The organism is Microbacterium lacticum, from assembly GCF_006716815.1.
GTDB classification, from domain to species: domain Bacteria; phylum Actinomycetota; class Actinomycetes; order Actinomycetales; family Microbacteriaceae; genus Microbacterium; species Microbacterium lacticum.
Map to the genome: position 1 here is coordinate 884,060 of NZ_VFPS01000001.1, position 12,702 is coordinate 896,761.

12 protein-coding genes are annotated in these 12,702 nt (G+C 72.9%); 7 read left to right on the top strand and 5 right to left on the bottom strand.

Annotated features, from left to right (window positions below; genetic code table 11):
• Nucleotides 1–13 precede the first annotated feature (13 nt).
• A complete protein-coding gene (locus FHX68_RS04320) occupies nucleotides 14–1,570 on the bottom strand; it encodes a hypothetical protein (protein ID WP_141379243.1) in 1,557 nt (518 codons plus the stop codon).
• A complete protein-coding gene (locus FHX68_RS04325; RefSeq protein WP_229661413.1) occupies nucleotides 1,546–2,913 on the bottom strand; it encodes an ABC transporter ATP-binding protein in 1,368 nt (455 codons plus the stop codon). Before FHX68_RS04325 ends, FHX68_RS04320 begins: the two co-directional genes overlap by 25 nt.
• A 195-nt stretch (nucleotides 2,914–3,108) precedes the next feature.
• On the opposite strand from FHX68_RS04325, the gene FHX68_RS04330 reads away from it, so the two are divergent.
• The 6 genes from FHX68_RS04330 to FHX68_RS04355 all read left to right on the top strand — a co-directional run bounded on the left by FHX68_RS04330 (nucleotide 3,109) and on the right by FHX68_RS04355 (nucleotide 7,396).
• Nucleotides 3,109–3,801, top strand: coding sequence for a phosphocholine cytidylyltransferase family protein (locus FHX68_RS04330; protein WP_141379241.1), 693 nt, complete (start codon nucleotides 3,109–3,111; stop codon nucleotides 3,799–3,801).
• Between the two features lie 82 nt (nucleotides 3,802–3,883).
• The gene (locus FHX68_RS04335; protein WP_229661412.1) at nucleotides 3,884–4,933 is read left to right on the top strand and encodes a hypothetical protein; all 1,050 of its coding nucleotides are present in this window, start codon (nucleotides 3,884–3,886) and stop codon (nucleotides 4,931–4,933) included.
• 112 nt (nucleotides 4,934–5,045) lie between these two features.
• Nucleotides 5,046–5,330: a hypothetical protein gene (locus tag FHX68_RS04340; protein WP_141379239.1), complete on the top strand. Its 285-nt coding sequence runs from the start codon at nucleotides 5,046–5,048 to the stop codon at nucleotides 5,328–5,330.
• Between the two features lie 53 nt (nucleotides 5,331–5,383).
• A complete protein-coding gene (locus tag FHX68_RS04345) occupies nucleotides 5,384–5,641 on the top strand; it encodes a hypothetical protein (protein ID WP_141379237.1) in 258 nt (85 codons plus the stop codon).
• 48 nt (nucleotides 5,642–5,689) lie between these two features.
• Entirely contained in the window at nucleotides 5,690–5,911 is a 222-nt protein-coding gene (locus FHX68_RS04350; protein ID WP_141379235.1) for an SCO4848 family membrane protein, read from the top strand.
• A gap of 87 nt (nucleotides 5,912–5,998) precedes the next feature.
• Complete coding sequence (locus FHX68_RS04355) at nucleotides 5,999–7,396, top strand: maltokinase N-terminal cap-like domain-containing protein (protein ID WP_141379233.1); 1,398 nt, start codon at nucleotides 5,999–6,001, stop codon at nucleotides 7,394–7,396.
• A gap of 57 nt (nucleotides 7,397–7,453) precedes the next feature.
• Here FHX68_RS04355 and FHX68_RS04360 read toward each other — a convergent pair whose 3' ends face one another.
• The gene (locus FHX68_RS04360; protein ID WP_141379231.1) at nucleotides 7,454–8,734 is read right to left on the bottom strand and encodes a CDP-glycerol glycerophosphotransferase family protein; all 1,281 of its coding nucleotides are present in this window, start codon (nucleotides 8,732–8,734) and stop codon (nucleotides 7,454–7,456) included.
• 49 nt (nucleotides 8,735–8,783) lie between these two features.
• Here FHX68_RS04360 and FHX68_RS04365 point away from each other — a divergent pair, with 49 nt between their 5' ends.
• Nucleotides 8,784–9,875: a glycosyltransferase family 2 protein gene (locus tag FHX68_RS04365; RefSeq protein ID WP_141379229.1), complete on the top strand. Its 1,092-nt coding sequence runs from the start codon at nucleotides 8,784–8,786 to the stop codon at nucleotides 9,873–9,875.
• A gap of 63 nt (nucleotides 9,876–9,938) precedes the next feature.
• Here FHX68_RS04365 and FHX68_RS04370 read toward each other — a convergent pair whose 3' ends face one another.
• Both FHX68_RS04370 and FHX68_RS04375 read right to left on the bottom strand, forming a co-directional pair.
• Nucleotides 9,939–11,414 carry a CDP-glycerol glycerophosphotransferase family protein gene (locus FHX68_RS04370; protein WP_141379227.1) on the bottom strand — a complete coding sequence of 492 codons (1,476 nt, stop codon included), beginning with the start codon at nucleotides 11,412–11,414 and terminating at the stop codon, nucleotides 9,939–9,941.
• Complete coding sequence (locus FHX68_RS04375; protein ID WP_141379226.1) at nucleotides 11,411–12,694, bottom strand: CDP-glycerol glycerophosphotransferase family protein; 1,284 nt, start codon at nucleotides 12,692–12,694, stop codon at nucleotides 11,411–11,413. Before FHX68_RS04375 ends, FHX68_RS04370 begins: the two co-directional genes overlap by 4 nt.
• Nucleotides 12,695–12,702 lie beyond the last annotated feature (8 nt).

Here is a 12,702-nt window from a genome sequence, read left to right on the forward strand (position 1 = left end):
ACACCCGGGCGGGTCAGGTCGACTCGGCGAACTCCATCAGCCGACCGCCGCGACGTTCGAACACGGCTCCCCCGGCGACCACTCCGATGATCAGCACGACGAGTCCGATCGCCAGGCCCGCCCACAGCGCCGGCCACGTCTCGTCGACGTCGACGGCCACGGCGCGCCAGCCCCACCAGAGCGCCGGCACGCTCAGCACCAGCGCCCCGAGCAGTACGACGCCCTGTGAGAGGCCGCCGTGGGTGCGCTGCGGCTGCTGGAACGGGCTGTCGCCCGGGCGCGAGACGGCGTAGGGCGAGACGACCGACGCGAGGGACGACAGTCCGAGCCCGCTGAGGAAAAGGCTCGCGCACACGCCCGCCATCGCCGGCAGGATCGCCCACCGGCCGTGCAGCGAGACCGTCAGCGGGACGACGACGGCGAGCGAGGCGAGACCGACCAGGAGCACGGGCACGAGCCGCCCGATGCGGTCAGATGCCCCGCGCACGGCGCTCGCCACGTGCATCCACAGCGCCGTCGAGTCGTACGCGAGATCGTTGTGGGCGATCCAGCCGAAGAAGAGGGCCATGAGCGGCGCGGGGATGAGCGCGACGTACGCCGGCGGAACCCCGACGATCAGAAGCGGCACGATGACGACGACCGCGACGACCGGCACGATCGCGAGGTTGACGATGTAGCGGGGGTCCCGGAGCCAGTAGATGAGGCTCCGCGCCGCGATGCCCCCGGCCGGGGTGCTGGGCGTCAGGGCGAACCACCCGAGCCCGCCGCGCTCGCGGGCGACGGCGGGGCGTTCGGCGGTCGTCAGCAGCCGGTGCACGAGCCAGACCCAGAGGGCACCGAGCGCCAGCACGGTGGCGATCGCCACCAGCAGTGGCCCGGTGAACGACCCGCTGAGCGAGGCGGCAGGGATCGCCCACGCCGCGCCGAGCGGCGTGACGGAGAGGACCTCCACCGCTTCGCGGAGTGCCGAGGGCACCTGGCCGTTCCATTCCAGCGAGACGAAGAACAGCGCCGTGGGGATCACGACGACGAGCACCGCGACGAGGAACACGCCCGCGAGCTCCCGCGACCGTCGCCCGGGCAGCACGAGGCCGGCGAAGGCGAGTGCGACCTTCGCGGTGAGCGCGCAGGTCAGCGCGCCGAGCACGGCGGCGACGATCGTGAGAGCGACGGATGCCCCAAGCCCCACCCACAGGCGGCCGACGGCCACGGCGACGACGATGAGGGCGAGCACCGGCAGGCTGAGGATGCCGGCGGCGAAAGTCGAACCGGCGACCGAGAGCGGGGAGAGCCCGAACACCGCGAACCGGCGCGGGTCGAGCTGATCGTCGATGCCGCCCATGAACGCGGCGGCGAAGACCCCGAGCGTGAGAGCGGAGCCCGCGACGATCGTGACCGCCGCGGCGACGTCGACGCCCGCGGTCTGCAGCCGCAGCGTCCCGATGACGACCCCGGCGACCACGACGATCAGGGCGAGGAGGGCGAGGAGCACCCGCGTCACGTGGCGCGCATCGCCGCGGAGCGCGCCGAGGAGCAGGTCGAGCCTCAGTCGGAGAAGGTGTGCAGCCACTCCAGCCCCTCCACGTCGCCGATGCCGCCGGCCAGTTCGATGAAGCGCTGTTCGAGGGTCAGGTCACCGCGCACCTCGTCGACGGCGCCCTGGGCGAGCACCTGACCCGCGACGATCACGGCGACGCCGCTGCAGACGCGTTCGACGAGCTCCATCCCGTGGCTGGAGAGGACGACGGTGCCCCCGTGGTCGACGTACGCCGCGAGGATGTCGAGGATCACGGCCGACGAGACGGGGTCGACCGACTCGAACGGCTCGTCGAGCACGAGCACCCGTGGCGAGTGGATCATGGCGCCCGCGAGCATGATCTTCTTCGTCATGCCGGTGGAGTAGTCGGAGACCGAGCGGCCGAGCGCGTCGGTGAGATCGAACGCCCGGGCGAGGTCGGCGGTGCGCGATTCGACGACCGACGAGCGCAGTCCGCGCAGCACCCCGTAGTAGTGCAGCAGCTGTCGCCCGGTGAGTCGGTCGAAGGTGCGCAGGCGATCGGGCAGGATGCCCATCTGTCGCTTCGCCTTCGCGGACGCACCGGCCAGATCGATCCCGGCGACCTCGATCGTCCCCTCGTCGGGGCGGAGGAGGCCGGCGATCATCGACAGGGTCGTGGTCTTCCCGGCGCCGTTCGGACCGACGATGCCGTAGAACGTGCCGACCGGCACGGTGAGGTCGATCCCATCGACGGCGCGCGTCTGACCGAAGCTCTTCGTCACGCCGCGCAGGCGCAGCGCCGCGCCCGCCGCATCGGCATCCGCGTCGATCGTCGCAGCATCGGCGAGAGCGGCGACGGCCTCGCGCGCGTCGGTGCGCGCAGCGTCGTCCAGAGCATCGTCGTCGTGGGTCTCGTCGAGCGCGTCGTCCAGCACCTCGTGAAGTTCGAGCTCGGAGAGCAGCGCGGGAAGGGCGTCGTCGGATGCCTCGGGCTCGACTGCGGGCTCGGGCGTGTCTGTCTCGGGCTCGGGCGTCTCCGCATCGGCCGCCGTGTCGACCTCTTCGACGGCCGGCGTCTCCTCCTCGACCACCGCGAGTTCCTCGACGACCGGCTCCTCCACGGTGGCCGTCTCCGCGAAGCGCGCCGCGGCGACGGCCGCAGGCACCGCGGGCGGGGGCGGCGGGGGCGCGCCGGGATCGACCGGCGTGGTCGTCTTCCGGGGGGTGCGGCCGGTCTTCTTCGGAGCGGCCTTCGTGCGCGGCGTGGTGCGGGAGGCGGGTCGCGGCTTCGGCCGAGGCAGCGCCGTCGGCGGCGCTTCCGCCGCGGCATCCGCCGCACTCAATCGGGGCAGCGGCGGGGTCGCAGATCCCCGCGCGCCGGCGTCATCGTCGGGCAGCGGCAGGGAGGCGGGCACCCGTCCAACCTAGCAAGCGTGCCCCTCGGGCGCCGGGGGTATTTCACAGCGTGACGAGGCTCGCTATTGTCACGAAATGGCAACGGACCGGCCACTTCCTGCGCCCTCCCAGGGGGTTTCGCTACCATGTTCAGCGGCACGAAGGAGTGTCCAGCTGTCAAACGGACAGTGAACAGATCCTCCAGGAGTACCCCCTTGACTCTTCAGACCGTCATTCTCGCGGCCGGCATGGGCTCGCGTCTCGGACGCAGCCTGCCCAAGCCGCTCACCGAGCTCAACGACGGGCGCACCATCATGCGTCAGCAGCACGACAACATCCGTGCCGCCTTCGGCGACGAGGCCCGCATCACCGCGGTCGTCGGATATCGCGCCGAGACCATCATCGACGCCTTCCCGCACGCCGACTACGTGCACAACGAGCGCTACGACCAGACGAACACCTCCAAGAGCCTGCTGCGCGCCCTCAAGGCGACCGGGCGCGGCGGTGTGCTCTGGATGAACGGCGACGTCGTCTTCGACCCCCGCGTGCTCGGCCGCGCGATCGAGTACATCGAGCGCGACCAGTCCTTCGTCACGGTCAACACCGCGAAGGTCAGCGACGAAGAGATCAAGTACACCGTCACCGCCGAGGGCTACATCAAGGAGCTCTCGAAGACCGTCGTGGGCGGCATCGGCGAGGCCGTCGGCATCAACTACATCTCCAGCCGCGACAAGCGCGCCCTCATCGCGCAGCTCGGGCGTGTCGATGACCAGGACTACTTCGAGCGCGGTCTCGAACTGGCCATCGCCGAGAACGGCCTGCTGCTCGAGCCGCTCGACATCTCCGACCTGTACGCCGTCGAGATCGACTTCGCCGAAGACCTCGAGCGCGCCAACCAGTTCATCTGAGCCCAGGTGCATCTGAGCGCCGCCGCTGGCCGTCACGACGCACAGCGGCCGCTCAGGGGGCATCCATAGGATCGGCGGCGTCATGGCAAAGGTCCACCGCATCCACTCGATGACCGACGACGCGCCCTGGGCGGGCGGTCTGCCGCCGCAGGGTTCGCCCGAGCATCCGCGTACGATCCAGGCGCTCGACGGCGTGCTGCGTGTGCAGCGGCCGGCGGTCGTGGCGCACCTGCGCAGCATCCGGCTTCGCCACCCCGACGCCTCGACGGCGGAGATCGTGCGGATGCTCGAGCGCCGCTACCTCGCCGCCGTCACCACCGGGGGCGCCGCCGTGGGCGCGACCGCCGTGGTGCCGGGGATCGGCACGGGCGTCACGCTCGCGCTGTCGGGCGTCGAGACGGTCGTCTTCTTGGATGCCACGGCACTGTTCGCGCAGTCGCTGGCCGAGCTCCACGGCATTCCGGTCGAAGACCCCGACCGTGCGCGCGCGCTCGTGCTCACCCTGATGCTCGGCCAGGAGGGCGTCGACCTCGTGGCCCAGCTCACCCGACAGGCCACCGGCCGCGGCGGCACGCGCACCGCCTACTGGGGAGAGCTCGTCACCAAGTCGCTCCCCCGCGCCGCGATGGGACCGCTCGTCGACCGCCTGAAGAGCGCGTTCATCCACCAGTTCGCCGCGAAGGGCAGCGCGTCGGTGATCGGCAAGGCGCTGCCGTTCGGCATCGGCGCCGCCGTGGGCGGCGCGGGCAATCACCTACTCGGACGGCGCGTCATCGTCGGCTCCCGACGCGCGTTCGGGGTTCCGCCGCAGGAGTATCCGGCCGACCTCGAGCCGCGCCCCGGAGCGTCGCGGTTGGAGGCCTCCGCGATAGGCACCGCCCGCCGCGCCGGCACGGCGATCGGTACGGGCAGCCGCCGCATGGCGGGAGCCGTCGGGTCGGCGGTGGGGTCGACGCTGAACGGAGCGGCCGGGGCCGTCGCGGCTGCGAACCCTGCGCGACGCCGCCGCTCTCGCGACGAGGTCGTCGAGAACGTCGAGAACGTCGAGAACGTCGAGGATGTCGAGAACGTCGAGAACGTCGAGGATGTCGAGGGCGACGCTTCGGCGGAGGGCGACGACCCGCGGGACTGAACCGCCGTCGCCTCCTCCCCATCCGGGCCCGCGCACGAGTTCTCCACAGAACCGGTCTCGGGCGGGTCATCGTGTCGCCGGAGCGTCGGTGCCCGCCTCTAGCGTCACCGGCATGCTGCGCAGCCTCGACCCGTCCCGCTCCCGGCCCTACCGCGCGCCGTGGACGGTCGACCACCGCGACGACCGGCACACGCTCGTCCGCAACGACGGGCACGAGCCCGCCGATTTCGTGCGCGCCTTCCTTGTCGACGGCAGCGGCGCGCATTGGGGTCAGGTGCTCCCCGGCGAAGAGGTGGTCGTGTGTCTCACGGGGGTGCGCGGTCAGAGCTCGCGCGTGATGCTCGCCTGGTATCGCTGGCGCACCGACGATGAGTACTGCTGGGCGTTCGTCCCGTGAGCGCGCCGGCACCGCCTGAGCCTTCGCGGAGGTGGGAGGCGCACAATGGGATCATGGGAATCTTCCAGAGCCGACCCGAGGAGCCGACCGAGTGGGCGGGTCTTCCCGCCGACCCCTGGGAGCCGCGCGTTCCCGGTGAGCTGCTCGGCGATGCGTCGACCGACCCCGCCGCCGTCGGCGACGTCGCGGCCCTCGGCGTTCCCGGCGTGACGGGGATCGTCATCTCGGTGCCGATCATGGCAGAGCCCGAGGCGGCGGATGCGGGAGCGGCGGAGCCCGGCGAGGCGAGTGGCGACAGCGTCGACGGCTAGCGTCCGCGGCGCGGCACAGCAGTTCGGGTCCGCGGTGAGGCTCGACGGGTGGCCGCGCTCCTCATCACGCTTCTCCTGCTCAACGCCGTCTTCAACCTCGTCACCTGGCCGCGGTTCTACGGCCGCGTCGCAAAGGACCCGCGCGCGCACGATGCGTCCGGCCGCTCCACGCGCTTTCTCATCGTGCATGCCGTGCTGATCGGCATCGCGCTCCTGCTCGCCGCGGCCTCGGCGATCGCCGCGATCGTCGCGATCGTCGTCGGGGTCTGATCCGCGACCTGACCGACCGCGCAAGCGTCGCCGGGTGCGCCCGCGCGTCCGCACGCGCGCACCGCGCGACGCACTACCGTGGGACGCATGCACGGCACCCTCGCGCTCCTCACGGCCTGGCTGGCCCGCCAACGCTGGTTCGCCGGCACCGCCGCCTGTCCCCGGCTTCGGGTGCTCGCCGACCGCGAACTCGCCACGGATGACCCGGCGGTGCGTGTCCGGCTGCTCGTGCTCGTCGACGAGGCGCCGGAGCCTCGTGTCGTCTACCAAGTGCCCCTCGTCGAGCGGGCGACGGCCGGCGACGCCGCCGCCGGCGAAGGTTTCATCGGGCTGCGGGAGGACGGTGTGGCGCTCATCGACGGACCGCACGACCCGGCTTTCACCGCGGCGCTGCTGAGTCTCGTCGCGCCCGCGGCACCGCCCTCGACCGCCGAGGTGCTCCGCGGCGAGCAGTCGAACACGTCGATCATCTTCCGCGCCGTCGATCCCGCCGCCGCCCCCGACCGCACGCCCGTCATCTGCAAGGTGTTCCGGGTGCTGCACCCCGGGCTGAACCCCGACATCGAGCTGCAGAGCGCGCTCTCCGCCGCGGGCTCGCCGCACGTGCCCCGCGTCGTCGGACGGCTCGACGGTTCGTGGCGCGACCCCGATTTCGCCGCGGAGCAGGCGGACGCACCGAACACCCTGGACGCCCCGGATGCCGCCCTGCACGGGTCGCTCGCCTTCGCGCAGGAGTTCTACCCGGGTGTCGAGGACGCCTGGCGCGTGGCCCTCCGCGCCGCGCGCGGCGGCGTCGACTTCGCCGACGCGGCGGATGCCCTGGGGCGCGCCACGGCCGACGTGCACCTCGACCTCGCCCGGCTCTTCCCGCACCCCGAGGCCACACCCGATCAGCGCGCGACGCTCGTCGCCGCCTGGCATCGCCGCCTGCGGATCGCCCTCGCCGAGGTTCCGCAGCTCGCGCCCTGGGCCGATGACATCCGCCACCGCTACACGGCAGCGGAGGCGGCGCCGTGGCCGCGCCTGCAGCGCGTGCACGGCGACTACCACCTCGGTCAGGTGCTGCAGGTGCCCGGCCGGGGCTGGGTGCTCCTCGACTTCGAGGGCGAGCCGATGCGCCCGATGGGCGAGCGCAGCGCGCCCGACCTCGCCCTCCGCGACGTCGCGGGGATGCTCCGCTCATTCGACTACGTCGAAGGATCCCTCACCCTCGCGCGCAGCCAGACCACCGGTCTCGACGCCGACGCGCGCGGGCTCGACGCGCAAGAGGACGCCGACGACGATCGTGCCCGAGCCTGGGCGGTCTCCGCACGCACCGCGTTCCTCGCCGGCTACCGCGCCGGCTCCGGTGCGTCGCCGGAAGGCGCACTGCTCGACGCCCTCGAACTCGACAAGGCCGTGTACGAGGCGATCTACGAGGCGCGCCACCGTCCAGCGTGGCTCCCGATTCCGCTCGCGGCTGTCGCCCGTCTCGCCACCCGCTGAGACGGTTCGACAGGCCGACGAGCGGGCCCGGCAGGCGAGAAGCGCCCGCCCGACGATTCACGCGTCGTCGAGCTCGGCCGCGTCCGCGGCATCCGCCGTCTCGTCGTCGACGTCGATCGTCTCGCCGTGCCAGTGCTCCCACCGCTCCATGAGCAGTCGGATCGCCGCCTCGAACCGCGTCGTGGCCGCGCCCGGCGTCGTGTCGCCGAAGTAGCGGCGCACCCACCCCTCCAGCGCAGCCACCGCCGCCGGATCGCCCTGCAGTCGGGCGGCCTCGTCGACGATGCGCGGGGCCTGGTCGGCCGTCAGCCACTCCGCTTCCGACAGGTAGCCGTGCGTGTCGATGAGCGCCTCGGGGTCGACGGGACGGGTGACCATCAGCGGCTTGTCCGCCGCGAGCCGGTCGTAGACCATCGCCGAGATGTCGACGACGGCGACGTCGGCCGCGGCCAGCTGCCAGCCGAGCTCGGGTCCGGCGTCGTGGACGTGGTGCGCCGTGGCATCCGCCTCGTTCGCCGCGGCGATCGCCGCGATGATGCGCGCGTTCGCCGCGCCGTACTCGGGGTCGACGACCCCCGAGCGCGGGTGCGGCCGGTAGATGAGGCGATGCGAGCCCGAAGCCAGCAGCGCGCGCACGAGCGCCTCGCCGTGGGTGCGGATCGACCCGTAGTGCGCCGAGGGGCGGTCGCCCTCCCACGTCGGGGCGTAGAGCACGACCGTGCGCTCGTCGGGCGTGTACGGCAGGGCTCCGGCGTAGTAGTCGGCCTGCGGTCGGCCGATGTCGATCGCGCGCCGGTCGAGGTCGTAGTCCCACAGCACCCTCGACAGCCGTTCGCGCGCCGCGTCGCCCGCGATGAACGCGTAGTCGTAGGCCTTGAACTGGTTCGTGGTCATGTACATCTTGTCGGACTCGCCGTGGTTGACGAACACGTGCCAGCGGCGCCCGTACCGGAACATCTGGAAGTTGCGCGTGTTCTGGTTGACGTACAGCACGACGCGGATGTCCTGCCCGGCGACGTACTCCTCGAGGTCGCGCACCGTGGGTACGAACGCGACCGGGAGCGCCCCGTCGGAGAGGAGCACCCGCGCCCCGGTGGCGTTCCGCGCCAGCACGACGACCGGCCACGTGCGGGCCAGGTGCTCGAGCGGGCGATACCACTGCCGGATCTGGTACATGTTGACCTCGCCGTCGGCGAAGTAGACCGCGACCCGGTAGTGGTCGGAGGGGGCGGGCCCCTGACGGCCAAGGCGTGCGCGCACGTCGCGTGCGGCGGCGCGCCCGCGCACGGCCCGGCGCACGAGCGCGAGAGCCTTGCGGCCGTCGGAGATCAATCCCATCCGACCAGCCTAACCAGGGCGCCCGGCGCCGTCGTGACATGATCGACGGATGCACGTTCACACCCCCGGAGAGCGCGATGCCCCCGTTCCCGCCCCGGACGCGGGGGTGAGCTTCGTCATGCCCGTGCTCAACGAGGAGCGGTACCTCGAGGCCTCCGTCGCGAGCGTGCTCACCCAAGATGTCGACGGGCCATCCGAGCTGATCCTCGCCCTCGGCCCCTCCACCGACGGCACGGATGCGCTCGCCCGCCGCCTCGCCGCCGGCGATCCGCGGGTGCGACTGATCTCGAACCCCGACGCCGACATCCCGATCGGGCTGAACCGCGCCATCGCGGCATCCGCCTACCCCACGATCGTGCGGGTCGACGCGCACTCCGCGCTCGAACCCGGCTACACCCGCCGCGCCATGGCGACCCTCGCCCGCGTCCGTGCGGCGAACGTCGGCGGAGTCATGCGCGCGGAGGGTCGCACGCCGTTCCAGCGCGCCGTCGCGCGCGCGTACAACTCCCCCATCGGTCTCGGCGGCGGCGCGTACCACTCCGGCGGGTCAGACGGTCCGGCGGAGTCCGCCTACCTCGGCGTGATGCGACGCGCCGTGCTCGACGAGGTCGGCGGCTTCGACGAGTCGATCCGCCGCGGTGAGGACTGGGAGCTGAACCTCCGCATCCGCAGGGCGGGCTACCGCGTGTGGTTCGACCCCGATCTGGCGGTGGCGTACTGGCCGCGCGAGCGGTGGAGCCGCCTCGTGCGGCAGTTCCGCTCGACCGGCACGTGGCGCGGCGAGCTCGTGCGCCGGTACGGCCGCCGCAACTCGCTGCGTTTTTTCGCGCCGCCGGCCCTCGTGGTCGCGGTCGCGGTCGCCTTCGTCGTGGCGGTGCTGCAGCTCACCGGCGTGCTGCACGGCGTCTGGTCGGTCATCGCCTCGCTCGTCTACCTGCCGCTCGTCGCCTACCTCGCCGTCGTCATCGGCTACGCGGCCGGCGGGCGCGCGGGCCCGGGCATCCGCGAGCGGCTGTGGGCGCTTCTCGTCGTCCCCTCGATGCACCTCGCCTGGGGCACGGGTTTCCTCGGCGGTGCCGCGCGCGGCGCGCGCGAGAACGTCGACACCTCGCGTCTGCGGCGCAACACGCCGCTGCCCTAAGCGGCGGCACCGCGCGTCAGAGCGATGCCGCGTCCCTTGTCAGCGCGACGCGGCGCCCTGTCGTCAGCGGGTCGAGCCGTCGCGGTCGACGAAGCCCTGGTCGAGGATGCGCGCGACGACGCGCTCGGCGGCGTGGCCGTCGTCGCGCAGGTTGAACCGCGCGCGCCAGTCCGCGTAGTGGTCGACGTGGGCCGCCGGGATGCCCTCGTTCGCGAGCGCCGCGGTGAGCTCTTCCTGAGTCGTCGTCAGCGGCCCGGGGGCGTGCGCCACGAGATCGAAGTAGAACCCGCGCAGCTGCTCGCGGTAGTGCGCGAGGTCGGGCGTGAAGAAGAAGATCGGCTTGCCGGTCGCGGTGTAGTCGAACATCACCGACGAGTAGTCGGTGACCAGGGCATCCGCCACGACCAGTAGTTCGGACATGTCCGGGTACGCGGTGACGTCGATCACCCGGGTGCCCTGCGCGTCGCGGCCGGGGAGGATGGTGCGCGAATGCCCACGCACGAGCACGACCGCGCCGGTGTCGGCCGCGAGGCGCGCCGGGTCGAGGTCGTCGATCAGCTCGTCCCGATCGTCTCGCCACGTGGGGGCGTAGAGGATGACCCGCTCGGCAGGATCGATCCCGAGCGCCTGCCGGGTGGCCCGGCCGTCGCCGGTGCGGAGCACGTCGTTGCGGGGGTAGCCCTCCACCCACACCGGCCGCCGGAGGAACGCGTAGGCCTTCCGCATGATCCGCGCACCGTACGGGTTCTGCGCGAGCAGCACGTTCCACCGCCGGCTCTCTCGCACGACCGCCAGCGCGCGGCGCGGATCGAATCCGGGGCGGTGCAGGGCGAGGCGCTTGAGCGGAGTGCCGTGCCAGGTCTGCAGCACCACCTGGCCGGCGCGACGCTCGTAGCGGCGGCGCAGCCAGTCGTTGACGACGAGCAGCCGCGCCCCGCCGCGCGCACGCCACCACTGCGGGCTGCCCTCGATGACCGGCACCGCACCCTCGGGCACCTCGACCGACAGGTCGACGACGCTCCAGTACCGCGTGACGCCGGGGGCGACACGCGCGAGTTCGCGGTCGATCGCGCGCGGGTTGCAGCTCGCGTTGCGGCCGTAGAAGCTCTCGAAGAAGACCGCGTTCTCGAGTCCTCCCGGCCGCGTGGCGTACCGCCGTTCGAGGGCGGCCTGCCCCTCGCCCGAGTCGTAGGCGGGGTCGATCGGCGGGCGCACGGTCAGCATTCCGTCGTGCAGACTCACCCGCACGGTCGAGGTCATCGTCTCGCCGATCGTCGCCTCGACCGGCGCCTCCGCGCCGCCGTCGCCGGTGACGCGCAGCCGGTACTCGCCGCTCGGCAGCGGCAGGCGCGGTCCGCCCCACCGGGAGACCGCGAGCGGCAGTCGCGCGGTCCAGGTGACCCCGCGGCCGGTCAGTGCGCCGTCGACGCGGGCGCGGCGCCCCTCGAGCGTCACCGCCGTCGGGCGGGCGCCGGGCCCCGACAGGACGAGCACGGCGGTGGCGACATCGGTGTCGTCGATGCGGGCGGTGATGGTCATGAGACCCTCTCGGTCGGAGACAGCGCGTGCCGGATCGCCCGGTACACCCGCTCGGTGTTGCGGCCGTCGCGGAACGCGTGCACGCGCGCGCTCAACCGCTCGGCGCGGTGCGTGCGCTCGGCGCGGGCGCCGGGATCGGTCAGGACGCCCCTCAGCTGGTCGATGAGCGTCGCCCAGTCGTGCGCGGCGTCGTCACCCGCCACGTCGGCGTAGGTGCCGTAGAACCCGCGGCTGCGCTCGTAGGCGGCGAGGTCGGGGGCGTGGAAGAGTGTCGGCAGCGGAACGAGGGCGGCATCGAACGCGAGCGACGAGTAGTCGGTGATGAGCGCGTCGAACCCGGGCAGCAGTGGTGTGATGTCGGCGACGACGTCGCTGCCGAACGGGCGGATGCCTGCCGCAGACGCGGTGCCGGCCGCCGCTGCGCCGGCTGCCGCGCTCCCACCCGCCGCGCTCCCGCCGAGGTGGTGCGAGCGCACGAGCAGCAGCGCGCCGGTCTCGGCGAGCAGGGCCTGCAGCGCGGCGAGCTCCGTGCCGGTGGGCGGTGCCGGATCGGGCGCCCCGTCGCGCCACGTCGGCGCATACAGCACGACCGGGGCGGGTCCGGGGTCTTCGCCGAGCAGCGCGCCGATCCGGGCGCGGGCACGGGCACGGCGCTCGTCGGCGGCGCCCTGCGACAGGGTGTCGGTGCGCGGCTCCCCCGCGACGGGAACGCGGAGCGTGTCGAGCCCGAACGCCGACTCGAGGCGGCCTCGGACGATCTCCGATGCCGCCGGCAGCACGCGGATGCGTCCCTGCGTGCGCCGGTACAGGGCCGCGAGCACGCGGGCGACCGCACCCCGGGCGAACGGCACCGGACTCGCCGTCGTCACCGTGGCATCCAGCCCGATGCGCTTCAGCGGGATGCCGTGCCACAGCTGCACGACCACCCCGCCGGTCGCCGCATAGCGGTTCACGTCGCCGAACCCGTGCGTGATGACGATGACCCGCGCCCGGGCGGTCAGCCAGAATCCGCGGAGCGAGTGACGCCGCACGAAGGGGATGCCACGGGAGCGCGCGTCGGCGTCTTCGTCGGCGCTGCCGGTGAGCCAGATGGCCCGTTCACCGGCATCCGTCGCGTGCCGGTGCACCGCCAGAGCACCGTCGGCGACGCCCACCGCCGACCCGAACACCCACACGTCGCTCGTCCGCGGGATCACGAGGGTCGCCACGCGCCCGAGCAGGTAGAGCGGGATGCGCAGAAGCTTCCCGGCGTTGCCGGCGCCGAACGAGAAAGACGCCACCCCGCGAG

Excerpts from the sequence above, each read along its gene's own strand:
- FHX68_RS04335 (WP_229661412.1), top strand. The coding sequence starts at position 3,884 with ATGGCAAAGGTCCACCGCATCCACTCGATGACCGACGACGCGCCCTGG.
- FHX68_RS04340 (WP_141379239.1), top strand. The coding sequence starts at position 5,046 with ATGCTGCGCAGCCTCGACCCGTCCCGCTCCCGGCCCTACCGCGCGCCG.
- FHX68_RS04345 (WP_141379237.1), top strand. The coding sequence starts at position 5,384 with ATGGGAATCTTCCAGAGCCGACCCGAGGAGCCGACCGAGTGGGCGGGT.
- FHX68_RS04355 (WP_141379233.1), top strand. The coding sequence starts at position 5,999 with ATGCACGGCACCCTCGCGCTCCTCACGGCCTGGCTGGCCCGCCAACGC.
- FHX68_RS04360 (WP_141379231.1), bottom strand. The coding sequence starts at position 8,734 with ATGGGATTGATCTCCGACGGCCGCAAGGCTCTCGCGCTCGTGCGCCGG.
- FHX68_RS04365 (WP_141379229.1), top strand. The coding sequence starts at position 8,784 with ATGCACGTTCACACCCCCGGAGAGCGCGATGCCCCCGTTCCCGCCCCG.
- FHX68_RS04370 (WP_141379227.1), bottom strand. The coding sequence starts at position 11,414 with ATGACCATCACCGCCCGCATCGACGACACCGATGTCGCCACCGCCGTG.